This is a genomic window from Planctobacterium sp. R6, assembly GCF_055755215.1.
Genome location: NZ_JBVTQY010000019.1, coordinates 16,612 through 40,906, shown reverse-complemented (window position 1 = coordinate 40,906; position 24,295 = coordinate 16,612). Strand labels below are relative to the sequence as shown.

At 45.8% G+C, this 24,295-nt stretch carries 24 protein-coding genes; 11 read left to right on the top strand and 13 right to left on the bottom strand.

Annotated features, from left to right (window positions below):
* Positions 1-6 precede the first annotated feature (6 nt).
* Positions 7-303, bottom strand: a complete 297-nt coding sequence (locus AC0J20_RS13165; protein WP_229527038.1) for a hypothetical protein — start codon at positions 301-303, stop codon at positions 7-9.
* 569 nt (positions 304-872) lie between these two features.
* Between AC0J20_RS13165 and AC0J20_RS13160 the strand changes: the two genes are divergently transcribed.
* The 6 genes from AC0J20_RS13160 to AC0J20_RS13135 all read left to right on the top strand — a co-directional run bounded on the left by AC0J20_RS13160 (position 873) and on the right by AC0J20_RS13135 (position 7,657).
* Positions 873-1,310, top strand: a complete 438-nt coding sequence (locus AC0J20_RS13160) for a hypothetical protein (protein WP_229527037.1) — start codon at positions 873-875, stop codon at positions 1,308-1,310.
* Between the two features lie 351 nt (positions 1,311-1,661).
* Positions 1,662-3,221 (top strand): 2-isopropylmalate synthase, encoded by a 1,560-nt coding sequence (gene leuA, locus AC0J20_RS13155; protein ID WP_473022002.1) that lies wholly within the window; start codon positions 1,662-1,664, stop codon positions 3,219-3,221.
* 2 nt (positions 3,222-3,223) lie between these two features.
* Complete coding sequence (gene leuB, locus AC0J20_RS13150) at positions 3,224-4,321, top strand: 3-isopropylmalate dehydrogenase (RefSeq protein ID WP_229527035.1); 1,098 nt, start codon at positions 3,224-3,226, stop codon at positions 4,319-4,321.
* Complete coding sequence (gene leuC, locus AC0J20_RS13145; RefSeq protein WP_473022001.1) at positions 4,321-5,724, top strand: 3-isopropylmalate dehydratase large subunit; 1,404 nt, start codon at positions 4,321-4,323, stop codon at positions 5,722-5,724. The genes leuB and leuC overlap by 1 nt, the downstream gene beginning before the upstream one ends.
* Position 5,725: 1 nt before the next feature.
* Entirely contained in the window at positions 5,726-6,328 is a 603-nt protein-coding gene (gene leuD, locus AC0J20_RS13140; RefSeq protein WP_473022000.1) for a 3-isopropylmalate dehydratase small subunit, read from the top strand.
* Positions 6,329-6,448: 120 nt separating this feature from the next.
* Positions 6,449-7,657, top strand: a complete 1,209-nt coding sequence (locus tag AC0J20_RS13135) for an HD-GYP domain-containing protein (RefSeq protein WP_473021999.1) — start codon at positions 6,449-6,451, stop codon at positions 7,655-7,657.
* Between the two features lie 43 nt (positions 7,658-7,700).
* On the opposite strand, the gene AC0J20_RS13130 is transcribed toward AC0J20_RS13135, so the two are convergent.
* The 4 genes from AC0J20_RS13130 to AC0J20_RS13115 all read right to left on the bottom strand — a co-directional run bounded on the left by AC0J20_RS13130 (position 7,701) and on the right by AC0J20_RS13115 (position 11,363).
* Positions 7,701-8,174, bottom strand: coding sequence for a Dps family protein (locus tag AC0J20_RS13130; RefSeq protein ID WP_229527031.1), 474 nt, complete (start codon positions 8,172-8,174; stop codon positions 7,701-7,703).
* A 452-nt stretch (positions 8,175-8,626) separates the two neighbouring features.
* On the bottom strand, positions 8,627-9,328 hold the full coding sequence (locus AC0J20_RS13125) for a hypothetical protein (RefSeq protein WP_229527029.1): 702 nt from the start codon (positions 9,326-9,328) through the stop codon (positions 8,627-8,629).
* A gap of 27 nt (positions 9,329-9,355) precedes the next feature.
* Positions 9,356-10,459: a general secretion pathway protein GspB gene (locus AC0J20_RS13120; protein WP_473021998.1), complete on the bottom strand. Its 1,104-nt coding sequence runs from the start codon at positions 10,457-10,459 to the stop codon at positions 9,356-9,358.
* Positions 10,452-11,363 carry an ExeA family protein gene (locus AC0J20_RS13115; protein WP_229527027.1) on the bottom strand — a complete coding sequence of 304 codons (912 nt, stop codon included), beginning with the start codon at positions 11,361-11,363 and terminating at the stop codon, positions 10,452-10,454. Before AC0J20_RS13115 ends, AC0J20_RS13120 begins: the two co-directional genes overlap by 8 nt.
* 153 nt (positions 11,364-11,516) lie before the next feature.
* Between AC0J20_RS13115 and AC0J20_RS13110 the strand changes: the two genes are divergently transcribed.
* From AC0J20_RS13110 to hemW, 5 genes are all read left to right on the top strand, one after another.
* The gene (locus AC0J20_RS13110) at positions 11,517-12,749 is read left to right on the top strand and encodes a multifunctional CCA addition/repair protein (protein WP_473021997.1); all 1,233 of its coding nucleotides are present in this window, start codon (positions 11,517-11,519) and stop codon (positions 12,747-12,749) included.
* 131 nt (positions 12,750-12,880) lie between these two features.
* Positions 12,881-13,444 (top strand): acyloxyacyl hydrolase, encoded by a 564-nt coding sequence (locus tag AC0J20_RS13105; RefSeq protein ID WP_229527025.1) that lies wholly within the window; start codon positions 12,881-12,883, stop codon positions 13,442-13,444.
* A gap of 56 nt (positions 13,445-13,500) precedes the next feature.
* Complete coding sequence (gene srmB / locus AC0J20_RS13100; protein WP_229527024.1) at positions 13,501-14,721, top strand: ATP-dependent RNA helicase SrmB; 1,221 nt, start codon at positions 13,501-13,503, stop codon at positions 14,719-14,721.
* 8 nt (positions 14,722-14,729) lie between these two features.
* Positions 14,730-15,347 (top strand): RdgB/HAM1 family non-canonical purine NTP pyrophosphatase, encoded by a 618-nt coding sequence (rdgB, locus tag AC0J20_RS13095; protein ID WP_473021996.1) that lies wholly within the window; start codon positions 14,730-14,732, stop codon positions 15,345-15,347.
* 16 nt (positions 15,348-15,363) lie between these two features.
* A complete protein-coding gene (hemW, locus tag AC0J20_RS13090; RefSeq protein WP_473021995.1) occupies positions 15,364-16,530 on the top strand; it encodes a radical SAM family heme chaperone HemW in 1,167 nt (388 codons plus the stop codon).
* A 31-nt stretch (positions 16,531-16,561) separates the two neighbouring features.
* Here hemW and AC0J20_RS13085 read toward each other — a convergent pair whose 3' ends face one another.
* The 8 genes from AC0J20_RS13085 to AC0J20_RS13050 form a co-directional block, all read right to left on the bottom strand.
* Positions 16,562-17,335, bottom strand: coding sequence for a penicillin-binding transpeptidase domain-containing protein (locus AC0J20_RS13085; protein WP_473021994.1), 774 nt, complete (start codon positions 17,333-17,335; stop codon positions 16,562-16,564).
* 109 nt (positions 17,336-17,444) lie between these two features.
* Positions 17,445-19,208 (bottom strand): hypothetical protein, encoded by a 1,764-nt coding sequence (locus AC0J20_RS13080; RefSeq protein WP_473021993.1) that lies wholly within the window; start codon positions 19,206-19,208, stop codon positions 17,445-17,447.
* Between the two features lie 120 nt (positions 19,209-19,328).
* Complete coding sequence (locus AC0J20_RS13075; RefSeq protein ID WP_229527019.1) at positions 19,329-19,712, bottom strand: hypothetical protein; 384 nt, start codon at positions 19,710-19,712, stop codon at positions 19,329-19,331.
* Positions 19,713-19,811: 99 nt separating this feature from the next.
* Positions 19,812-20,585, bottom strand: coding sequence for a YggN family protein (locus tag AC0J20_RS13070; RefSeq protein WP_473021992.1), 774 nt, complete (start codon positions 20,583-20,585; stop codon positions 19,812-19,814).
* A gap of 154 nt (positions 20,586-20,739) precedes the next feature.
* Complete coding sequence (locus AC0J20_RS13065; protein ID WP_473021991.1) at positions 20,740-21,240, bottom strand: PAS domain-containing protein; 501 nt, start codon at positions 21,238-21,240, stop codon at positions 20,740-20,742.
* A gap of 7 nt (positions 21,241-21,247) precedes the next feature.
* A complete protein-coding gene (locus AC0J20_RS13060; protein ID WP_473021990.1) occupies positions 21,248-22,249 on the bottom strand; it encodes a response regulator in 1,002 nt (333 codons plus the stop codon).
* Between the two features lie 228 nt (positions 22,250-22,477).
* On the bottom strand, positions 22,478-23,320 hold the full coding sequence (locus AC0J20_RS13055; RefSeq protein ID WP_473021989.1) for a LytR/AlgR family response regulator transcription factor: 843 nt from the start codon (positions 23,318-23,320) through the stop codon (positions 22,478-22,480).
* A 520-nt stretch (positions 23,321-23,840) separates the two neighbouring features.
* Entirely contained in the window at positions 23,841-24,161 is a 321-nt protein-coding gene (locus tag AC0J20_RS13050; RefSeq protein ID WP_229527014.1) for a DUF3718 domain-containing protein, read from the bottom strand.
* Positions 24,162-24,295: the final 134 nt, after the last annotated feature.

Genomic DNA, 24,295 nt, shown 5'->3' with positions numbered 1-24,295 from the left:
TGGCCTTTATCCTTCTGAATTTAGATAAGATTTACATTTATCTTCCAGCAATGTAAACCAGCGTTTTTTATAAAATGACTTGGGCTCTGACAGCATCAATTTACAAGACTGTTTATAATTTAGTGCGCTAACACCGAGTCTCTGTTGTTCCGCCAGAATTCGTTGCTCTGCGTTATTAAACCACGCAATTTGAGCATCATCAGCGCCACAAAAGAAGCTTCCCTGAGCATAATAACTTTCTGACGTTGCGGGTAAAAGGTTAACCCCCACCTCAACCAGTCCTCGATGTTTATTGGTATTCATACTTATCGCCCGAACAACAACACTGTCATGCGCGCATATTGATACTGCCCGGTCCTGAAAGAGCCGCTTTACTTCCTTAACAGACGAGCTTTTAGATATAGGAAATCGAAGTAAAACGACGTTTTCTTCACTATCGCTCTCCTCGGAATAATACAAACCGTCTGAATCTATCGATGAATTAGTCACACAAGAAGTGGATAGTAACAGCAGCACACACGCTGAAGTGAATCGCAAGGTAGTCCTTTTCATATACAGTCCTTTTTAAATTATCCAAGTAGCCAATAAAACTTCCGCAGAAAATCATACCTATAACCAGCAGAGTCTCAATAAAATTGTACTATTTGCCATGAATAACAGGGGAATTTAAAGAAGCGTCTGCCTCCTCGACTATAATTTGCTCAGTCTCGTAATCGTTGTCTTAAACAACTATAGTCATCTACTCCAATCCATTGCTAAAAATTTCGGTTCCCGGAGTTACAAAAAGAAAACCTGTCTCCAACAGCGTACTTTGTTTGCCATTGTGAAAATTTCTGCCAAACTCAATAAAACTACAACGTGGGAATCTAAAAATGCCGGTACCTACTCCGCGCCAACAACATGCCTATGACGCCAGGATTAATCAGGACGAAACCAGTGCTCAGCGTGAAAGAACTTATGCCAGAGCCAGAAGCGCCAGTGCCACCAGACATGATCAACGCTCTCGTGATCAAACTCTAACCGGCACAGAAAGAGCGAGAGAGCGTACGTTATTAATGGCATCCAGAGCAAATGAACAACGAGGATTGCAAAACGCCTCAAACTTTTCATTGTCTGCTCTGCAGCATGATAGCGCTCAGTTGAGGTTGCGTCGGCAGGATGACGCAAGATTCAACGACAGGCAACATGCGCATTTTACAGCAACGACGGCTGTCCCTTTGAATCAAAGACGACAAACAACTCACAATCGTGATGCCAGTGCATTAACTCAGCATCAACGCAAATTCAAAGCAGATGGTTCAACAAATTAACACTACAACATACGACACTAGGATGATTATCCTAGTTTTAATGGAAAACGTTGGCTAACACATGTTAAGTAACTATTTATTCATGCCATATAACCAAAAACATTCTAATTCCAGAGAAAAACATCGCTCTCAAGCTTGACCCAACGGGGTATAAACGTTACAAATACATCCATACAGACGTTGAGAACATTCAAACCAAAAAATGGCAATTAAGTTTACTTCACTCCTACTACTCCTTATGGCAGGCAAAACTGCACGGGTGAGTTGTAAGTAAACAACCAAAAGCATTCATGAAAAACCCGTGCACAGCACGGGTTTTTTTGTATATAGCACAGCAAATCAGGAGTTAACATGGACAATCAGGTAAAGATCTTCGATACCACCTTGCGTGATGGTGAACAGGCGTTGCCCGCCAGCCTAACGGTTAAGGATAAACTCCAGATTGCACTCGCCCTTGAGCGATTGGGTGTAGATATCATTGAAGCGGGATTTCCGGTTTCTTCGCCAGGCGACTTTCAGTCGGTACAAACCATTGCCCGGGAGATAAAAAACGCGACGGTATGTGGCTTATCTCGCGCGGTAATGCAAGATATCGATGCTTGTGGTGAGTCTCTGAGGGTAGCTGAACATTTTCGAATTCACACCTTTATTGCGACATCTTCGATTCATGTGGATTCAAAGTTAAGAAAGTCCAATGATGAAGTGGTAGAAATGGCCGTTGCAGCTATCAAACATGCCGGCAGATACACAGATGATATTGAATTTTCCTGCGAAGACGCCGGACGCACACACATTGATTACTTATGTCGTATGGTTGAAGCTGCTATCAATGCAGGTGCCACAACGGTTAACATCCCGGATACCGTTGGCTATACCACCCCTACAGAGTTTGGGGGCATCATTAACAACCTGTTTAATCGGGTACCCAATATCGACAAAGCCACAATCTCGGTGCATTGCCACAACGATTTAGGTTTGGCCGTTGCCAATTCGCTGGCTGCAGTAGAAAACGGCGCTCGTCAGGTCGAATGTACCATTAATGGTATTGGTGAGCGGGCTGGTAATGCCTCTCTGGAAGAAATCGCCATGATTTTAAAAACCAGAGAGCAATTGTTAGGACTGCAAACCAATATCAGAAGCACTGAGATTTCCAGAACCTCTAAGCTGGTCAGTCAGTTGTGTAACATGCCGGTACAGCCCAACAAAGCCATTGTGGGTACCAATGCCTTCAGCCACTCTTCTGGTATCCACCAGGATGGTGTATTAAAAGCGCAAAACACCTACGAAATCATGACCCCCGAATCGGTGGGCATCAACAAAAATAATCTGAACCTGACCTCGCGTTCTGGTCGTCATGTGATCAAACACAGAATGCACGAACTGGGTTACAAAGACAGTGATTTTGATTTAGACAAGTTGTATCAGTCTTTTTTGAAGCTGGCCGACAAAAAAGGTCAGGTTTTCGATTACGATTTAGAGGCACTGGTGTTCTTTGATCAAACCCGCCAGGACGAAGCCTACTACCAGTTAAATTATCTTCACGCCAACGCTGGTAAAAACATTGTGCCCAGTGCCACCGTTATTGTGGCGTTCGGCGACCAGGAAGTTACTGAATCCTCAACCGGCAACGGTCCGGTGGATGCAGCCTTTAATGCCATCATTAAAGCCACAGGCAGAGACAGCATAGAAATCGTTGATTTTAAGCTGGACTCCAAAGGTGAAGGTGCCGATGCACTGGCCCAGGTAAGTGTTATTGCTACCTACAACGGCCGTCGTTTTAGCGGTATTGGTTTGGCTACCGATATCGTCGAGGCCGGTGTCAAAGCCTTAATTTATGTAATGAACAATACGTATCTGGCGGATCAGATTGATCAACAGAAAAAACAAGTACAACGAATAGCAGGTGTATAACCATGTCAGGAAAACATATCGCAGTATTGGCCGGAGACGGAATTGGCCCCGAGGTCATGAACGAAGCCTTAAAAGTGTTGGAAACCATCAAGCATAAGTTTGATCTCAACATAACCACTGAACAATTTAATGTAGGCGGATACGCCATCGACCAGGACGGTCATGCCCTGCCTGACAAAACCCTGAAAGGTTGTGAAAATGCTGACGCCATTTTGTTTGGCTCTATTGGCGGCCCCAAATGGGATAACCTGCCGCTGGAACAGCGCCCGGAAAGAGCCGCATTACTGACTTTGCGCAGTCATTTTGGGTTATTCAGTAACCTGCGCCCTGCCCGTATTTATGAAGGCCTGGAATCCTTCTCACCGCTGCGCGCCGACATTGCTGCCAGCGGCTTTGATGTACTGGTTGTCAGAGAATTAACTGGTGGCATTTATTTCGGCCAACCCAAAGGTATGGAAGGCGAAGGTGAAGAACAATATGCCTTTGACACCATGCGCTATAGCCGAATGGAGATTCGTCGCATTGCCAAAATTGCTTTTGAAGCGGCGCAGAAACGCAGTAAAAAAGTTACTTCAGTAGACAAGGCCAACGTGTTAGTTTGCAGTCGCCTGTGGCGTGAAGTTACCGAGGAAGTCGCTAAAGACTATCCGGATGTCTCCCTGGAGCACATCTATATCGACAACGCTACCATGCAGTTAATTCGCTACCCTTCGGATTTTGATGTGTTGTTATGCTCTAACCTGTTCGGCGATATTATTTCTGATGAGTGCGCCATGATCACCGGTTCCATGGGTCTGTTGCCTTCTGCCAGTATCAATGCGGACGGATTTGGCATGTACGAGCCCGCCGGTGGTTCCGCACCGGATATCGCCGGTAAAGGTATAGCCAACCCTATCGCTCAGATATTGTCATTGTCCATGTTGTTGCGCTACAGCCTGAACGAGAACGACGCAGCGGACGCCATTGACAACGCGGTAGTAACCGCTCTGCAGTCACAGGTTTTAACCGCAGAATTATTGCCTGCCGACAAACGCCATGAAGCCAAAACCACCGCCCAGGTCGGTGATTTCATCGCCAATACCATTAAGGAGAGTCACTAATGGCGCAAACCTTGTACGAAAAAATCTGGCAACGTCACATTGTTGATCAGGTAGGCAACGACACTTTATTGTACATTGATCGTCATCTAATCCACGAAGTCACGTCACCACAGGCCTTTGCTGGCCTTGCGGAAAAAGGACGCAAAGTCAGACGCCCGGACAAAACGTTTGCCACTATGGATCACAGTATATCTACACGCTCCTTAGCGATAGATGCCTGTGGCCCGGCAAACCAGTTGCAATTGCAAACACTGATGAGCAACTGTGAAGCCAATGGCATAGAGTTATACCCTGTTGGCCATCACAAGCAAGGGATTGTGCATGTTATAGGGCCAGAATTAGGGCTTATCTTACCCGGTATGACAGTAGTTTGTGGGGATTCTCATACCGCCACCCACGGCGCCTTCGGTGCGTTAGCGTTTGGCATAGGCACGTCTCAGGTTGAGCATGTTCTGGCTACGCAAACCCTGAAACAAAGCAAAGCCAAAACCATGAAAGTGGATGTTCAGGGTCAATTGCCACCTGGCATTACGGCCAAAGACATTATTCTTGCCATCATCGGCAAAATTGGACACGCCGGGGCAACTGGTCATGTTATTGAATATGCAGGTAGTGCCATTGAAGCGCTGAGTATGGAAGAGCGCATGACCATCTGTAACATGAGCATTGAGGCAGGCGCTAAAGCCGGACTCATTGCACCGGATCAGATCACCATTGATTACATTAAAGGTCGCGACTATGCACCTAAAGCAGACAACTGGGAAGCCGCCATTGCAGACTGGGCAGAGCTGAAATCAGATCCTGACGCTCATTTCGATACGGTAGTGATACTAAAGGCCGAAGCGATTGAACCACAAGTCACCTGGGGCACCAACCCAGGTCAGGTCATCGGCATTAACAGTCCGATCCCTGGCCCCGACGACTTTAATGATTCGGTTGAAAAAGATTCCGCCACCAAAGCGTTAAAATACATGGGCATTCTGGCCGGCCAAAAGCTGTCTGAACTAGCCGTCAACAATGTATTTATTGGCTCCTGCACCAACAGCCGTATCGAAGATTTACGGGCTGCGGCTAAAGTCGCCAAACAAGGTAAAGTAGCGGCAAATGTCACCGCCATTGTGGTACCGGGCTCCGCTCAGGTAAAAATGCAGGCCGAAGCCGAAAAGCTGGATGAAATCTTTATTAATGCCGGTTTTGAATGGCGTCTGCCCGGCTGCTCAATGTGTCTGGGGATGAATGACGATATCTTACAACCGGGCGACCGTTGTGCATCTACCAGCAACCGCAATTTCGAAGGCCGCCAGGGACGAGGTGCCAGAACTCACCTTGTCAGTCCGGCAATGGCTGCGGCAGCCGCCCTGAATGGCAAATTTGTAGATGTCAGACAATATGGAGCAGAATAATATGAGCGGGATTACAGAATTTACCGGTACAGCTGTGCCACTGGACAGTGCTAACGTGGATACCGACCAGATTATACCAAAGCAGTTCCTGACCTCTGTCAGCCGAGCCGGATTTGGCAAACATCTGTTTCATGACTGGCGTTATCTGGACCTGGAAGAAAAGGAACCCAATCCAGATTTTGTACTGAACAAAGCAGAACACCAGGGTGCCAGTGTATTATTAGCCAGGGAAAATTTTGGCTGTGGCTCCAGCCGGGAACACGCCCCATGGGCCCTGACTGATTACGGCTTTAAAGTGGTTGTTGCCACCAGTTTTGCCGATATCTTTTACGGCAATTGCATGAACAATCAATTGCTGCCTGTCGCACTGCCAGGAGAGCAAATGGACCGTTTATTTGCTGCGGTTCAGGCGGACCCGGATTGCACGATTTCACTTAACCTGCCGGAGCAAACCCTGTCATGCAATGGCAATACCTTTAGCTTCGACATTGAAGCCCACCACAAGCAAAACCTGATCAAAGGTCTTGATGCTATTGGTCAAACCATGGAAAGTGAAACCGAAATAGCCAACTACGAATCCCACATTCCCGCCTGGTTAGCATAATTCAAACACAATCTTTTTCAGTATTATGCTAATGTGTCATTGCCAATATCCCTGATATTGGCAATACTTCTCGATTAATACCTGAACATTCGCATTTACCTGACAGATTGAATTGATAATATGCAGCAAAATCAAATCGCTATCGTTCCTATAGATCAACTCCTGCCAGGGATGTTTGTCAGCCGTGTGACCAAACAAAGTGGTCAACTGAAAGTCAAATCTCAAGGTCTGATAAAACGCCCTGAACTCATTGCCATGCTCAAGAAAAAAGGCATTCTGGAACTGGAAGTGGATTACAGTAAAAGTAATCTTGAGGAAATCGCCAAACATCAACCAGAACAAGCGCAGGAAACGGAATCAGTTGCAGACAAAGCACCGGAAAAGTCGCTTTCAGATTCACTAAACCAATCGCAAACCTTACACGATCAGGCAAAACAGGTTCATTGTAAGTTGCTCGACAAAGTGCGTAACGGCGAACAAACAAATATTGAAGAGATCCGCAAAGTCTCGTCAGAAATTATCGACAGTATTTTTGAAAACCCCAATGCATTATCTTGTGTCTCTTTAATTAAAGACGCCCCGGATTACATCTGGGAGCACAGCGTCAACAGCGCCATATACATGGGGGTTTTCGCCCGACACCTGGGATTCGACAAAGAACTGACCGAAGACCTTTGCCTGGGTGGTTTTCTGATGGATATTGGTATGGCTACCATTCCGGAAGAGCTATTGCAAAAAGGCGATAAATTCCACGCTGAAGATCAGGAAATGATTAAAATGCATGTGGATTTTGGGGTAGAGCTGGTTTCTCAGGAAGAAAACGTCTCCGACGTGGTGCTGAGCGTCATTCAGGATCATCATGAACGACTTGATGGTTCGGGATATCCGGAAGGTAAAAAAGGCGATCAGATAAACACCTACGGCCGCATGGCCGCGATCATCGACAGCTATGACGCCATGACCAGTGATCGTCCCTATCGCAAAGGCTATACACCAACTGCAGCGCTAAAAAAGTTGTTATCCGATACCTCCGGAAAATACGACCAATCACTGGTACAGCAATTCATTCGATGTATTGGTGTGCACCCGGTTGGTTCATTGGTCAAACTGAAAAGTGGCAAATTAGGAATCATTGTCAAAGCCAACAAAGACGAGCCTATTAAACCATTGGTCATGTGCTTTTACAGTGTCACCAGTGGCGCCCATACTGAGTTAAAGCGAGTCGATCTGGCAAAAGTAGCAGATGAGATTGAGTGCACCGTCAGACCCAATGAATTTAAAATTAACCTGACCAAATTCTTCCGGGATATTTTTCTGGGTGCCATTTAAGGATGTAGTCGCTGTTTAGCGACAACATCCTGAACATTGCTGATTACTGTTTTCTGGTGGCTCTTAGCATCCACGCGGTTTTTTCGTGAATTCGCATACGATCAGACACCAACGCCGAGGTAGATTCATCATCTGCCGCCTGAGAAAGCGCCAGGACTTCTCTGGCAGTTCTCACCACCTGCTCATGTCCCCGAGTCAGAATATCCACCATATTACCGGCTTCCGGTACACCATCCACTTCGTCTATCGAGCTCAGTTGCGCAAATTCTTTGTATGTCCCAGGTGCCGGTACATCCAAAGTTCGAATGCGTTCAGCGATATCGTCTACAGCTACTGCCAGTTCGGTATAATGCTCTTCAAACATCAAATGCAACTCACGAAACTGCGGTCCGGTAACATTCCAGTGGAAATTATGGGTTTGCAAATACAGCGTGTATGAGTCGGCCAGTAAACGCTTCAGGCCATCGGCAATTTTCAAACGATTTTGCTCACTGATACCTATATCAATCGGCGTCATTACTTTCTCCTTCTGAGGTTTAAACTTGACGTTTCAGATAGTGTATTGGGGCAAGGTCAGCAAAGACAAGGTAAAAATCAGGAACAGGTAAAAAAGAAAACGCTACAGCGCTTGTTCCGGAACAGAACAAGCCGTGTTATCGGAAAGCTCAAAAGTGTGCGGGCATTTCCAGCTCTTTGCGGGCGACATTCATATCGGTGTAAAATTTCAAAATAGATTCGGTGGCGCTTTGCTCTAACTCAACAGAGCCAGAACTGTCGATCATCCAAAACCATAAACGCAAAATGTTTGAGGGTACAACTCTTGATCCCATCAGATTCACTCACAAATAAAAACCTACCTGTGAGACGTATCGGCTGCCCTTTAAAAAAACTTTAATAAAATTTTCAAACAATCACTCAGAAGCTGTTGAAGGTGAGGAATGACTGAGAGGAAATCCGCAAAAATGAAGCTCAGAACAATAATTCATAAGCTTCTTCATCTTCACGCAGTGATACAAAGCCATTTTCAGAGACTTTTGCCTGGGCAATCGCGCCTGAATAGATCCGCAACTGTCGCTCTGTCATAAATTCGGCCAAAATGACCGTTTTAAAAATCAATAATGCCTGTGCCTTTTCGCAGGTCACAATGAATACTTTGTCAGGAAACACCAGGTGTAGCGTCTGTCCCTCTTCAAACTGAGTCAGGGCAAATTTTATCTGAACCAACACTTCTGCCAGAGAATGTGCCGTCAGGTTGAGTGCGGCTTTAAGCCCGGATAACTCTGCCCGTTGAATTAAACGAGTGAAAAAGTGCTCATGCAGCATTAAATCGCGGGTTACCTGTACCTCAAGAATGTCGCTCAGATCACCTTTGACTAACTTTTTTGAATCCAGCGTGGTTTGCTGAACTAATAGCAGCTTTCCGATGCCGTCTTCTTCAATTGCTTTGGGTTCGATATAAAAGAACGTATGGTGAAAGTGCCAGGGGTGACGGGTGGGCTTGCGATACTCAAAAATAGTGATGCCAGCATGAGCCTGACGAAAATCCGTTAAAAACTGTTGTACGTGCTTTTTAGAGCCGAACTCGTGCTGAGCTTTATAAAAGCGTTCAACGTTGTTTTTTGCCTTGCGCATATCCCGTAAAAAATATGCTCTGGCTTCACTCTCTTGCAAACCAAAACCCCTTTGATTAGCGCCATGTTACCATTCGGATAAAGCCCGCATACTGAACTGGTGCCCTTCAAACACTAAGATCACATGCTGTGGTTCAATGCGTTCAATAAATAACTTGTCATCAAGCCATTCCCCCTCGCCCATTTCGATACCGTTTAACTTCACCCAACGGTCATTGGGATTAGAGGCATACATATGTGCTGAAAAAGACATACTGGGCAAGCGCGTCATTATGCGGGCTGGCAACTGGTCAACCCGCTGAATGTCAGTGGAATTATAGGTGTTTTCTGCACGACCATATTCCAGGGTTTCACCGTCATCCGCTAACGTTGGCGACGACTCTTTTTCCAAATCCGCCATCGCCGCTTCAAAACGTTTCATCAACTCTGGTGACACTGCAGAACTCGCCGCCGCTGGTGCTGCCTCTGTCACCGCAACAGTCTCTTCTGTATCGGCTGATGATGGCACATTTTGAGAGGCAAGATTGCGAGAAACAGATTCACTGACATTTTGCGCCGCCGTCTCTTCCTGCGTCTTATCCGTCGTTTCCGGTTCAACTGCGGCTACAATACTGCCAGGTTGAGTTTGCGCCGTATTGTCAGCCACAGTGTCTTTTACCGGTACGGATTGTGCCGGATTCTGAGGTTTATCAGCCACCAAAGTGGCAGTATCCTGCACCGGTTCTAAGACGCTAACTGGGCTACTGCTCTTATTCGCGAAGCCACTGGCAAACCAGCCGGTGAAAAATCCGACAAAGACCACCAATGCCGCTATCCCAACCTGAGTGCCATAATATCGCCAGGCCGAGGGAACTTTTTGCAAAGAAGGCATAAACAGGCTGCGATTAAACTGCTCGGTTAACTGATTATCTGCATCCTGGCGTGGCGATTCTTCATTGGCCTGCATCACAAACTGTGTTTGCGAAACGTGGTGGGTATCTTCGATTTCCAGTTCTACGGTTTTTTCCGGATCAATCGCAACCGAGACAACCCCCATTTCTGCCAGCCCCTGAACCATTTCCTGGCTGGTTACCAGACCTGTTTTTTTGATCCTGACCGGGCCATTTTGCTCAATAATGCCCAGGATAAACATGCCAGGCTGCAGCGCCTGAATACCAATTTGTTTAGCCATACCAACTCCCCATGGCAAAACCCAACGTCGTGCTTAACAGAAACAGCAACACCAGCATTAAGGTTTGCTGTTTACCCTGACGCTGTTTAACCACATCCTCACCTAAGATTTGCTGAGCCGCAGCCACCAAAATGTGCCGCTTAACCGATAGCATTTGTTTGCTGGCCGTAATGGTCAAAGCTCTGTCGCACAATAAATTGATGACCCGGGGGATCCCCCCTGTAATTTGATAGGCTGCCTGCAATGCGCCGTGGCTAAATACCCCACGATCACCATTGGCTACCTGTAATCTGTGGGCAACATACTCCTTTACCTCGCCAGACGTCAGCGGTAATAAGTGATAACGGGCAGTGATGCGCTGTGCCAACTGGCGTAACTCATTGCGTTTTAACAACTGTTGCAACTCTGGTTGCCCAATTAACACAACCTTCATCAGCTTTTCACGGTTGGTTTCCAGGTTGGTTAACAATCGCAATTGCTCAAGTACTTCCGGCATCAGGTGTTGCGCTTCATCAATGATAAGAATGGTATTCTTATTGTTTTGGTGATTATCACTTAATTTTTTTAGTATCAAATCAGTAAAGTACTTCAGACTGGAAAGCTGGCGCTCGTATTCAATGCCAAGTTCATCACAAATTGTCGCCAGCAGTTCAATGGCAGACAAGGTTGGATTTAATATCATTGCGACCTGGGTTGTTGCCGGTAAATCCTGCAACAGTTTACGCGCTACGGTGGTTTTACCTGTACCCACTTCCCCGGTGAGCATCACAAAACCGCCACTTTCTCTCAGCCCAAAAGTCAGGTGTGCCAGGGCCTCTCTGTGTCTGGGGCTCATAAACAAATATTCGGGGTTTGGTGCTATAGAAAAGGGATTATCCTTTAACCCAAAGTAATTCAGATACATATCTGCTTGTCCGGTTTCCACTGAATCAAATCATTCTGGTTGGCTATCCTGACGATTTGTGTTTATTAAGTCAAAACATCAAAAGTAAAAATTCACATTTTCCGGCATAATAAACCTTAATCATGAATCTGCGATGAAGAAAACGTAAAAATAATGCAAGTGTATTTGGTGGGCGGTGCTGTACGCGACAAACTCCTGGGTCGCCAGGTAAAAGACCGAGACTGGGTAGTCACAGGAGCGACTTCCAGGGAGATGTTACAGGCGGGCTATCAACAGGTTGGCAAAGATTTCCCGGTATTCTTACACCCAAAAAGTAAAGAAGAGTATGCCCTCGCCCGCAAAGAAAAAAAATCGGGCGAAGGCTATACGGGCTTTGACACTGATACCTCCTCCAGCGTGACCTTAGCGGATGATCTCATCCGTCGTGATTTAACTGTCAACGCAATGGCTGAAGATGAGCACGGTGTTCTCATCGACCCTTATGGTGGTCAGAAAGATTTAGAACAGCGAATCCTGCGCCATGTCTCTGATGCCTTTATTGAAGATCCATTAAGAGTGCTCAGAGTGGCCCGATTTGCGGCGCGTTATGCCGGGTACGGGTTCAAAATAGCCCCGGAAACCCTGGCACTGATGACCGAAATTACACAAAGCCATGAACTGAAAACACTCTCTGCAGAACGGGTATGGGTTGAGACGGCCAAAGCACTGTCAGAACCTAACCCAGAGGTTTATTTTGAGACCCTGCGCAGTTGCAACGGCTTGCAAGACTGGTTCCCGGAACTGGATGCGCTGTGGGGCGTGCCTAACCCTGAAAAATGGCATCCTGAGGTAGATACAGGTGTCCATGTCATGATGGTTTTACAACAAGCTGCCATGTTGAGTGAGCGTATTCCCGTGCGTTTTGCCGCATTGTTGCATGATTTAGGAAAAGGGCTCACCAGACCACAATTCTGGCCCAGTCATCATGGACATGAAAAAGCCGGGCTGCCACTGGTTGAACAATTATGCCAACGTATTAAAGCCCCTAAACTGGAAACGGACCTGGCAAAATTAACCTGTGAACATCACGGCAAAGTCCACAAAGCCTTTGAATTAAGGCCGCAAACCATCATTAAATTGTTTGATAGTGTCGATGCCTGGCGCAAGCCTGACCGCTTTCAGGATATGTTGCTTGCCTGTGAGGCCGATGCCAAAGGACGTACCGGCTTTGAACATCGCCCCTATCCTCAGGCGCCTTACCTGCTAACTTGCCTCAACGCGGCGCTGCAGGTCAATGTGCAAAATATCATTGCGGACGGATTTAAAGGTGCGGCAATAAAGCAGGAACTCAGCGAGCGACGTTGCCAAATTGTTGCACAGGTTAAGGCTGAGCAAAGCATTCGTTAAAATAACGTAAATACCATTTCAAGTAATTTTAATTCAATATTTTAGAACTTAATCATCTATTTTTACCGCTAATCTTTTGCATTTAATTTATATACCATTCGGTACATAATGAATTTGAATGGTATTTCACAATGCACAACGTTTTTTTAGCAACCCTGATGTTGATTACTGCAGCGGTTTTTCCGGCAAGTGCGCAACAGTGGCATTTAGAGGACAATTACGATCAGGCTATTTCTATTGAGTACCTTCATGGAGAAGGCAATTTAAAAGGCTTGCGTCTCGGATACCGGCCTGTGGTTACCCAAATTGACAGCTTCAGGTGGTTGGGCACCCTGGACGTGTACTGGGAATTTAGTCTTAATTTTTGGGAATTTGGCGATCCGGTGCGTCATGAAAGTAACTTTGCTTTCGCTATTTCCCCGGTATTTAGTAAAGAGTTTGCCCGGATTTACGACAAGTACCCGGTCAAATGGGAATTTGGTATTGGCGTTTCCCTGGTGGAAGATACCCGTTTTGCCGGAAAAGATATTGGCTCACATTACCAGTTTGAAGATCGACTTGGCATCATCTTCGAATTTGGGGAAAACTTGCGGGAATCTGTCGCCTTGCGTTACATGCATTACTCTAATGGCGGTCTGAATGATAACAACCCTGGTATGGATTTCGCGAATATCGCTTATACCTGGCACTTTTAATCGAACATAGCCCTGCAAAACAGGTATAATCCGGCAAAAATTTAATGGGTTAATGCATGTTTGAAGATTTACAGCTGGACGACGAGCTTTGCCGTGCCGTCGCAGAAATGGGGTTTAGTAAACCCACCAGTATTCAGATGGAAGCCATTCCGGCGGCACTGGACGGCAAGGACGTTTTAGCCAGTGCACCTACCGGAACCGGGAAAACCGCCGCTTTTGTTTTGCCCGCATGCCAATATTTACTGGATTATCCGGCGAAAAAACCACACGGTCCCCGTATTCTGATCCTGACGCCAACACGTGAGCTGGCACTGCAGGTGCATGAACAAACGCAAAAAATAGCCACCTACACCGATATTACGTCCGGTACAATTATTGGTGGCATTAATTACGGCTCAGACCTGGACTTACTGGAAAGTAATGTTGATATCGTCATAGCGACACCGGGCAGACTGTTTGAGCATATCGAGCGTGAAGCCTTTGATTGTCGGGAACTGGAATGGATAATTCTGGATGAAGCAGATCGCATGCTCGACATGGGTTTTGGCTCAGTGGTCAGTCAAATCTGTGCTGAAGCCCGCTGGCGCAAACAAACCCATTTATTCTCTGCAACGTTAGACAGCAAAGACGTCGAGCGCTTTGCTTTAACCGTACTCAATGATCCGGTTTCAGTGGAAACAACACCTTCGCGCAAAGAGCGCCCTAAAATTCTGCAATGGATCCATTTTGCCGATACGTTGGAGCACAAACGTCAGTTGCTGTTGCACTATTTGCAAAGTGACGAGGTTAACCGTTGCGTCGTGTTCATCAAAACCCGTGAACGTCTGGCAGAGCTGGCTGAATGGTTGCAAACACAAAATGTACGTTATGTATTTTTGCAAGGTGAAATGCCGCAAGACAGACGAATCAAAGCCATCGCCGCCTTTAAAAATGGTGACAGCCCGATTATGTTAGCCACCGATGTGGCCGCCAGAGGCATTGATATACCCGATGTCAGTCACGTTATCAATTATGACTTGCCCCGCTCTGCCGATGTCTACGTACACCGCATTGGCCGTACCGGCCGTTCCGGCAAAAAAGGCAATGCGATATCCCTGGTGGAAGCGCACGAAATGGAAATGATGGGCAAGATCAGCCGCTTCACCGGTGACATTATCAAAGCCCAGAAAGTAAAAGGCCTGGAGCCAAAACACAAAGTAGCCAAAGTCGCGCCTAAAAAGCCCAAAAAGAAAAAGACGGCAACAAAGAAAAACAGCAAAGCAAAAGCGAAGAAATAGGACCATTGATGCCACAAGAATTTGTATTAGCTACCGGGAACCCGGGCAAAGTAAAAGAACTGGCAGAAGTGTTGTCACCCTTTGATATTGTTCTGCGACCACAATCAGATTTTAATGTATCGTCAGTTGCAGAGACCGGTAAAACATTTGTAGAAAATGCCATTATCAAAGCCCGTCATGCCGCCTCAGAAACGGGTCTGGCGGCGATTGCAGACGATTCGGGTTTGGCCGTAGACGCCCTCGGCGGAGCGCCGGGCATATACTCTGCAAGGTTTGCTGGTGAAAACGCCAGCGACAGCGACAACATTGACAAGCTGCTCAAGACCCTGGCTGAGCGCCCAGATGCGCAACGAGGTGCACAGTTTCACTGCTGCCTGGTGTTTATGCGAAGCGCTGACGATCCGACACCGGTGATAGCACAAGGTATCTGGCGCGGCGAGATTTTAGCGCAACCAACCGGTAAAGATGGATTTGGTTATGACCCGGTATTCTGGGTAGAAGAACAAAAACGCAGTGCGGCACAAATGAGCAAAGCGGAAAAAAACAAAATCAGCCATCGCGGTGCCGCCATTCAGTTACTATTACCCCAGTTAATTGACGCGGGTGTATTAGTTCAGCAACCTTAGTCAGAAAGCCCAGTCCGTGCCACCATTATCACTTTACATTCACATTCCCTGGTGTGTTCAGAAATGCCCCTATTGTGATTTCAATTCCCATGGCATTAAACAGGGTCAGTCACACGCGGATTTACCGGAACAGGAATATATCATGCACCTGTTGCAAGACCTGCAACAGGATATCGCGGCTTATTTAGATCTGAATAAAACACCCCGGGAAATCCACAGTATTTTTATCGGCGGTGGAACGCCCAGTTTATTTTCGGCAAAAGGCATTGCAGATATTCTGCAAGGTGTGCAACAACAGATCCCATTTGCTCAGGATATTGAAATTACTCTGGAAGCCAACCCGGGTACCGTAGAAGCCGAGCGTTTTAAGGGCTACGTCGAAGCTGGTGTCAATCGGATTTCGATTGGTGTACAGAGTTTTGATAATCAGAAACTCGCCCGACTAGGACGTATCCATGACAGCCAGGAGGCAGTGAAAGCAGCGGGTATCGCCCAAAGTGTGGGATTGAACTCCTTTAATATTGATATTATGCACGGATTGCCTGAACAGTCATTGCAGGATGCGTTAAGTGACCTACAGCAAGCGATTGCATTAAACCCTCCCCATTTGTCCTGGTATCAGCTTACCATAGAGCCAAATACGCTGTTTTACTCCAAACCACCGGCTTTACCGGAAGACGAAATTCTCTGGGATATTCAGGAACAGGGGGATGCTTTATTGCGGGCTGCTGGCTATCAGCAATATGAAATATCCGCCTACAGTAAAGCTGGTCAACAATGTCAGCATAATCTTAATTACTGGCGCTTCGGCGACTATCTGGGTATAGGCTGCGGTGCACATGGTAAGGTTACCTTAGCAGACAATCGCATTGTGCGTACTGCGAAAGTAAAGCATCCAAAAGGCTATATGGATTTAACCCGCAATAAATTATTCGAAGAAACCCAGGTACAAGCCGATGATCTGGGTTTTGAATACTTTATGAACCGCTTTCGCTTGCTGGAACCTTGTCCCAAAGAAGAATTAGAACAGCGCACCGGATTGTCGTCAGACAGCAAAGTCATAGCATCGCGTTTGGCAGTAGCACTGCAAAAAGGATTGCTAACGGAAACCACCCATCACTGGCAGGTTTCCGAATTAGGTAAACGCTATCTCAATGAACTACTGAGTTTATTCTTAGAGTGAACTTATTTTTGCAATAAGTCCGCCATAAATATTAGAGTACACCCGCCTCTTGCAATTGATATCGTGCAACGTCAATGCGCTTTTGCTGAATTTCGCTGAAGCGCTTGCCGTCCATATTCAGGGCGAAGTAATACACCTCTTCGCCCCGGTCAACGATACCCACATACCAGCCCAGCACTATGTCTTTTGCGACAGGCCCGCCACCGGTTTTAGCATAAAGTGTGTATTTCTCTGTTTGCTCCACTAACATCACCTGTTTAAACAGGGCTAAGGCAGATTCCGAAACCGGCAATTGTCCGCTATACATACGTTGTAAAAACTCTACCTGTTGCATAGCAGAAATCTTAAGACTACCGTTCAACCAAAAACTATCCAGGCCGGAAGAAATATCCTGGTTCCCATAACCGAACTGCTCTATATAGTGCTGCATTCGTGGCACACCAATTTGCGTAGCGATGGCCTGATAAACAGGCAGTGCCGACTTTTGAAAAGCAGTCCGGATATTCAAAGGGGTTTTGTGCCACACTTCCGGCCACCAGTCTTTTATTGGGTAGGTATTGGTATCAAAGCTAAGCAGTTGTGAGCTATCCTCTACAACGCCGGTTTCCAATGCGATGAGTGTGTTAGGGATTTTAAACGTTGAATACGGCGTGAAGGCCTGATTAACACGTTCATTATTGATAATGGTTATTGATTTCCCGGACTGCTCTTTGAGCACAAAAGCACAATCTCGAGCACAAAGACTGGCCGCATTGGCAACGCTGAAAAAACTCCATAAAAATACCCCTAAAATCGCTGTTTTCACGCTGCCTTCCTGTCACTAAATACAATTTGCTAAAGTGTCGGTATTAAAACACAAGATAAAAAATCAATTGGAGCCTGATTAGTAAGAATTTGTGAATCTGAACAGTGATTTACACCAGCTCCATTGCCATCGCACTATCAAGGTAGGCGATATCTTCTTCAGATAATGCGCGATAGAAATTGGCGATAGCCCAAACCGCGTCTACGATTTTCCATTTCGCAATACCACCTACACCAGCCAGAACCAGTTTAAAAACCTCCATTAATAAAGAGAGCAAAATGCAACCGGCACGAAACATAGTGACCTTGTGCTGAATTTTGTCAGTGGCTTGCTGCAACGTTGCCTCAGTGCAGTCAGGGGCTGCTAAAAAACCAATATCAAAATCACTGTCTCTGACCACCACTAAAGTTTCTTCGTTTACCCAGATCTTTTGTGTAACCCACCAGGCAGTCGCACAAAAAATATCAATCACCCGATTAAAATAAGCCAGACCTTTGCTGGCAATTGCCTGCACCATACGTACAACCCGCTGCACGGCTTCAGTGACCGCCTGAAATATTGATTTAACCTTGTCCCACAACCAACGTGACAGGCGCTTAACTCCGTCTAAAACGGTAGCAAAAAAATGTCGATCCTGTTGCCAGACTTGCGTCGTTTTATGCTCTGGTTTTAGTTTCAAATATTCTTCCTGCAACCGGTTTTGTTGCTCTAACTCGTCGGGTTGCGGCAACGCTCCCAACACAGCTGCACAATGAATAGTATGCAATGCCATACTGGCCAGGGTCAGGTGTTTTTGTTTAATGTCTTTTGCAATACGAAGCGGTGTCACTACCTTGCGATCAAGGCGCAGGCCCGGTGGTAGGTCATCCGCGGAAATCGCCGAAAACAGATGATGGCTATCACGCCAAAATGCCATCTGCCTTCGCAATCCCGGACCAATCAGCTGTGTGCCAAATCCCCCCATAGGGGTAAAGGCCGGGCTATAAAAATGATACCTGATAGTATCACCCGGCATAAATACACCCTCATCTGCAGACTTACCCAATGCGTAACCCTGTAACCAAAGCTCAACGCGGGACTGCGCCAACATAACCCTCAAGGCTAATGACTGCCGTTGCGTGTCGTTCAAATCAGGCAGTGCCTGTAGAGGCAACGTCTCCCAATGAGGGTCAAGATAGACCCGGTCAAAACGGTTTTTTAGCTGTAAACGATGGGCCGACAAATGCCGGGTCAAACCTTCTACGTCAAACAACCAGTTTACCAATTCATAGTCGGAACTTAGCGTAGTAGCTGGTACGTCAAAGGCTCTCAATACGGCTGACCACAGTTGCAACCCTTGTTTAATGTATTGTTCAAGCTGTTGATGCGCGAATTCAGGCGCGGCATTGTCGAAGAGTCTCGGCATTTCACCCGGTAAAACCGCCATAGCATAAAGACGCTGGAAGATTGCCCGGTTGATAAAATCCCGGTTTTGATGTTTAAACCAAAACGCAATGTGTGTGGGTTCTTCAAAAGTAAAGACTTGCTGAATTACCTGAAAGGTCTTAGCGCCAAACCAGCGATCGACTTTTAATCCGGCTTCCCGTTGCAAACTGACCAGCGCCGATGCAAATTCACTTTGCCATTGCTGTAACGGTTGTATACTAGCGGCGCGATACTGAGTCAGCGCCAGTTGATAGGCTTGCCACTGCTCGCCAGACAGATACTGCAGGCGGTACAAGCGTTCGCATATTACTTCACCTACCGGCTCAGTTAACAGTGCCAGATTATTGTTTTGACCCTGAATGGGTGTACCCAAAACTTTTGCAGATATTGCCTGCTGCACCTGTTGCTGATGCTTAACAATACTGTCGAATGATCCGTTGACATCCATATACAAGTCCCTATGCCGTTAGTCTGGATTGCATAAACAATCTGGCCGATGTGATGTCTGAAGTAGGTTGCCCCTGCATCTGCAGTGGCAATTTTATCGCATCACAAGCAAACAAGGCGTTCAGGAGACAATCTTTTTTATCAGATTCAGAATTCCTTCCCGGGTCTCTCTGCCTGCGGTTACCGCCTGATTGTGGGCCTTTTCAATATCGTCGCTAATCTGCTCATCACGATACAATACCGCATCACCATCAATTTTATGGACATTCATCGCTTTTAACGTGATTTTACTTTCGGGATCGGCTGTCACATTAGCGTTGCCAATGGCATAGGTAAACAACCTGTCTAAATCAATATTACTGAGGCTGGGCGTATCACCGTCAGCTACGGTTTGCGAATTTTGAAACATTATCGACAAATTGCCGGTATAGGTGGTTACCGTCAGCGAGGAGAAATCTGCAGCGGTATCTTTGAGGTTATTGAGCGCTTCTGAGAGTTTTGACATGGTGTTTTCCTTTACCTAATGAGAATAGTCGGTATAAAGAATAGACCATAATTTTATCCATACAAGTCGTACAGCAGTATTCACGCAGATGACTAACGACTACCCCTGGCCCACCACAATAACGTCAATCTTACTGAGCTGGGATATTTCTTTTCTGAGCTCATTTTCCACCCGATCAAGATAGCCCATTTTATTGCAGAACCACTGCGCCTTTTTGCGCAGGCTATCTGCTTTAGGACCGACGGTGCGCTCTATTTCATTTCCCATCACTTCCAGGCGCTGGGACAATTCTTCCATGCGCAACTCCATTTTCTCATCATTGCCAGGAGTTAACCCACCAATAGCTGACAATACGCCGCCCAATGAGGTATTAATGGCTTCTTCTATTTGCGCTTCCAGTTCCTGATCGACAAGATCATCCACATTCTCCAGGCTCCCCGGACCAATATAATAGTTGCCATGGCTGTGAATAAATTTCTTTTTAACCTTTTCTTTTACCCTGTCCAGCGCCGAGGTGAGTTTATCAAAACTCTTGTGGTCAGTGCCCACCAGGCCAACATACACATGCTCCACAGTCTCAATAGCTAAATCCACCCCTTCGGTGGCCAATATAATCATTTTAGGTACAGAGTAATGAATACCGTCTGCCAGTTCTTTCAGTTTTTCGGCTTGTGACTCGCTTAACTCAATCCAGTTCCCCGCCACGATCAATTGATGATCATGGTTGATTTGGTACAGAGTTCGGGATTCGTCAATAATGCGAATACTCTTATCTGTCACCACCATGCCATAATTGAGATCCACCTCACATTTGAGGTCGGCACGTGCTGACAAACTTATTGCACCCAGAAATAAAATTACTAATCTAATCATCCGTTCTAAACCGCTACCACGACCATTTTATTTTCACAGATAAGTGGCATATTTGCATTTCGATTCCGACAAGCACAACAAAAATCACGTCAAATTGCGTGACCGCACATTTACAATAGGGTTAAGTCGCGCTGCGACATTGTGTTGGGCGTGACTACTTGCTGCGATGCCCGGTCTTTTCCTTAAGCTCATTGAGCGTAACTTCCACGGCTTCTGCGCGCTTTTTGTTGGCTGCCACATCGGTGACATCGTAAATCATCATACACATATGGTCTACTTTTCCGGTGGCACCCGTCAGGGGGGACAAGGTGACATTCTGGTACATAAAGTCTTCTGTGCCCGTTATTGGACGATAATTAGGAAACTTGTAAATATAAGGACGTTGCTCCCAGGTAATAAACGCCCTATTTTTTAGCTCAAACACCGGACGACATTTATTGCGCAACCAGGCCTGGTCAATTTCAGGAAATAACTGGAACAAATTTCGATCCCGTACCTGACTGGGCAACAATCCGCTGTGACTCTCCATGAAAGCATTCCACACCCGTATCTGGAATTGGGTATCCAGAACAACGATACCAACGTCCACCGTTTGCAGCATATCCATCATCCAATGGAATTCGGCTAAATCATCTAAATCGTCTAATTCTTCCATTGCATCATCAATCTTCAAGGAGGTGAGAAAGCTTGTAATTCATGGCTTTCATGGATTCTTCTGTCAGCAACAGTACCAGGTCGCAATGCACATTATACCCTTCCAAACCATAACTCAGTTCTATTGCCAACGTGCGCTTCCAGCGCAATTTGTTGCTGGAAATTAATTCCGAAATGCTGCGATGCTGGCCCAAAACGACCGGATGTCCCTGACTAAAATACAAATCCAGTTGTGACGCCAGCCCATTAAGACAGGTCCCGATCAAAATATTGGCGGCATCCATCAGCAATTCCAATTGCACCTGATCATCGACTTGGCCATTGATCCCCATAATTCTGGCAACATCGCCAAAACTGGAATCACTTAAAATAAACAGGGCCTCACCGCTGATGCCCGGGCCCACAAACCCCTGGCATATGCCTGAAACCGAATCTTTTAACTCGATGTCCTGCAACATCATGTGCAGCTCAGACACTTCAATCAGATTTACATTGGGAATGGGTAGCCGAACAAACACGTTTAGTATTCTCGCCAGGTGATCTCCCGCCTGCCCCATCGCTATATTGGTAATTTCCTGATAACAATCCCGAATATCCGGATCTAAGGCATCCACTGCCGGTTCGTTTTTAACTTCTTCTTTGACTTCTTCCAGTACACCATTGGCCAGCAAAATCTTTTTGAGAACGGGTTTGCTAACCGGCTTTTCAATAAAATCTAAGGCTCCCAGTGCCTTCACCCGTTCGTGGGCCTCAGGTTGAATATCACCGGATACCACAACAACCTTGGTATCTATACCTTCTTTGATGATATTTTCGAGGGTTTCATAGCCATCCATGATGGGCATATTCAGATCCAGCAGCAGCAACTGGCCTTTGCCTTCTTTCAACGCATCGATTGCTTCGCCACCGTGTTTGGCGAAATGGATCTGCACTTCCCAGTCATCGGGCAAGCATTTGGCGGCTTGCTTACGGGCAACCATTGAATCATCACAAATCAATACTGAAAACATACCGATAATTTTTCTCTTGTGTCCCTGTTGGCAGATGCGTGAAATAAAAAACTGACACTATACATATAGATAGCAGCTTATTTGGGAATACCCAAAGACTTATATGGACTTATCGAACAGACTACCATGCGACTTTAGTCGAATATATGAATATATTCCTGCAATTTGTTCGTTTTTCAGGCGATAAATGCCGGTTGCTCAGATAACCGACATTTTAGTAGCGAATCTTTAATGGAAAGACGCTTTTTTACGGCGAATTTCCTCCAGTTTGTATTTGTACTTCCGTGTTACTTTCACCACAGTTTGACAAGATAAATGTGCATAATATTCCCCATTGGAATTCGGCGATAGCTTACAAATTTTGGTAGCATTAACCATCGCCGAACGGCTCACTCTGGGGAAATGAGCAGAATCCAGTTCACTTTCCAGTTGCTTCATGGTTTTGCGTATAATTTGCTGCTTACCATTAATATGCAAACACATATAATCCCCTACCGCCTCAATCCAGTCGATATCCTGTAAGGCAACTTTTATCCATTCAGTACCGGATTTAAAGGAAATATAGTTTTGCAAATCATTGAGATGACAATGATGCTCGTTTTCCAGGTTTTCTATAAAACCGTCCAGGGTTTTACCGGTTTTTCGGGTTAATAATTGTTGTAGTTTTTCCTGCAGCGCAAAAGCTTTTTGTTGTTCTATGGTTTTCTCAATTCGCTGGATACAAATGGTCAGGCGCTCAACATCAACGGGCTTTAATAAATAATCACAGGATTCAAAATTAAAGGCATCCAATGCAAAATTTTGATGGGCTGTGGTGAACACCACATAAGGCAGTTGTACCTTTTCCTGAAGTAACTTATTGAGTAAATCGATACCGGTTAATCCCGGCATTTCGATATCCAGGAAAACCGCATCAGGACGATGCTGTCGGATACTGTTTAAGGCGTCATTGCCATTCTCACAAAGTGGTAAAATTTCCAGTTGGGAAAAACCGGAAAGGCGACTCATTAGCCCTTGTCTTGCCAACAACTCGTCATCAGCAATTAAAACCTTTAAACACGCTTTTTGCATCAGTGTATGCCCCTGCAACTAAACTCCGAATTTGTTCCCCCAGATCAAGCGTAGACAAAAGCACCGGAGTAGCAAAAGTGGGATGTTACAAGCTGTGAAAAAACAGAATCCTGTTTATGGATGGTTACATCTTTGCGACCGATCCCAGTTAACAGTTATTCAAACAGTGATTGGCACAATGCAGCGAAATCAGGCACTCAACTGAAGTATTGCCAGTGCTTTCGCGAACGTCTCATAACAAAGGAATCTCGGTTCTGCGCAACGCCAAAGATTAAGGTATAAAAAAGATTTTCGGGCAAGGTATATAAAACAGATAAAAAAATAGAGGGCTGTGCCCTCTATTTTGTCCAGGATAAAAACATGTATCGCTCTTACGAGACTGAATACTGTTTAGTTGGGGTCACTACGCCCAACAAAAATAATTCTACTGATTAAATATGACAAAAATATCAATCTGAGATGAAACAACAAAAATAGCTGATAAAATGTAATTTAATTACAGATTGTTACATCCAGCCACTTAGTTCTTTGCCAAATCTTCAATAATAACGGTTTTGCCATTAAATCCGGAGCGTTCAATCAGCAGATTAGCCGTTTTTTCCGCACCGTTTAATTTTGCAAAAGTGATAGGATCTTCACCATTGCACATTAACCCCTCCACCACTTCATCCGCTTGCAAATTATTGCGTTTAATCGCTTTGTACAAATCAAATCGATTATCCGACTTTACCGCCTTACAAAGATTCTCCAGTTTGTATTCCACCAGTTTATCCCCGGCAAAGCTTGCACCGGAAATCATCACGGAAGTGGCTGCAATTGCGGTTAATATTAATTTTTTCATGATACCCTCACTTGTTGTTCTGCGATAAGTCAAACTCAGGTTTAACTCTGTTCTCAGCTTAGGCAGACCATGATGGCTTATCAGTAAAATTTCGATGTTTTGCGGGAGCATAAGACAGATCGTTAAAGTACCGG

Bases quoted from the DNA above. Each gene is read 5' to 3' on its own strand.
- AC0J20_RS13165 (WP_229527038.1), bottom strand. From the start codon at position 303: ATGAATACCAATAAACATCGAGGACTGGTTGAGGTGGGGGTTAACCTT.
- AC0J20_RS13160 (WP_229527037.1), top strand. From the start codon at position 873: ATGCCGGTACCTACTCCGCGCCAACAACATGCCTATGACGCCAGGATT.
- leuA (WP_473022002.1), top strand. From the start codon at position 1,662: ATGGACAATCAGGTAAAGATCTTCGATACCACCTTGCGTGATGGTGAA.
- leuB (WP_229527035.1), top strand. From the start codon at position 3,224: ATGTCAGGAAAACATATCGCAGTATTGGCCGGAGACGGAATTGGCCCC.
- leuC (WP_473022001.1), top strand. From the start codon at position 4,321: ATGGCGCAAACCTTGTACGAAAAAATCTGGCAACGTCACATTGTTGAT.
- leuD (WP_473022000.1), top strand. From the start codon at position 5,726: ATGAGCGGGATTACAGAATTTACCGGTACAGCTGTGCCACTGGACAGT.
- AC0J20_RS13135 (WP_473021999.1), top strand. From the start codon at position 6,449: ATGCAGCAAAATCAAATCGCTATCGTTCCTATAGATCAACTCCTGCCA.
- AC0J20_RS13130 (WP_229527031.1), bottom strand. From the start codon at position 8,174: ATGACGCCGATTGATATAGGTATCAGTGAGCAAAATCGTTTGAAAATT.
- AC0J20_RS13120 (WP_473021998.1), bottom strand. From the start codon at position 10,459: ATGGCTAAACAAATTGGTATTCAGGCGCTGCAGCCTGGCATGTTTATC.
- AC0J20_RS13115 (WP_229527027.1), bottom strand. From the start codon at position 11,363: ATGTATCTGAATTACTTTGGGTTAAAGGATAATCCCTTTTCTATAGCA.
- AC0J20_RS13110 (WP_473021997.1), top strand. From the start codon at position 11,517: ATGCAAGTGTATTTGGTGGGCGGTGCTGTACGCGACAAACTCCTGGGT.
- AC0J20_RS13105 (WP_229527025.1), top strand. From the start codon at position 12,881: ATGCACAACGTTTTTTTAGCAACCCTGATGTTGATTACTGCAGCGGTT.
- srmB (WP_229527024.1), top strand. From the start codon at position 13,501: ATGTTTGAAGATTTACAGCTGGACGACGAGCTTTGCCGTGCCGTCGCA.
- rdgB (WP_473021996.1), top strand. From the start codon at position 14,730: ATGCCACAAGAATTTGTATTAGCTACCGGGAACCCGGGCAAAGTAAAA.
- AC0J20_RS13080 (WP_473021993.1), bottom strand. From the start codon at position 19,208: ATGGATGTCAACGGATCATTCGACAGTATTGTTAAGCATCAGCAACAG.
- AC0J20_RS13075 (WP_229527019.1), bottom strand. From the start codon at position 19,712: ATGTCAAAACTCTCAGAAGCGCTCAATAACCTCAAAGATACCGCTGCA.
- AC0J20_RS13070 (WP_473021992.1), bottom strand. From the start codon at position 20,585: ATGATTAGATTAGTAATTTTATTTCTGGGTGCAATAAGTTTGTCAGCA.
- AC0J20_RS13065 (WP_473021991.1), bottom strand. From the start codon at position 21,240: ATGGAAGAATTAGACGATTTAGATGATTTAGCCGAATTCCATTGGATG.
- AC0J20_RS13060 (WP_473021990.1), bottom strand. From the start codon at position 22,249: ATGTTTTCAGTATTGATTTGTGATGATTCAATGGTTGCCCGTAAGCAA.
- AC0J20_RS13055 (WP_473021989.1), bottom strand. From the start codon at position 23,320: ATGCAAAAAGCGTGTTTAAAGGTTTTAATTGCTGATGACGAGTTGTTG.
- AC0J20_RS13050 (WP_229527014.1), bottom strand. From the start codon at position 24,161: ATGAAAAAATTAATATTAACCGCAATTGCAGCCACTTCCGTGATGATT.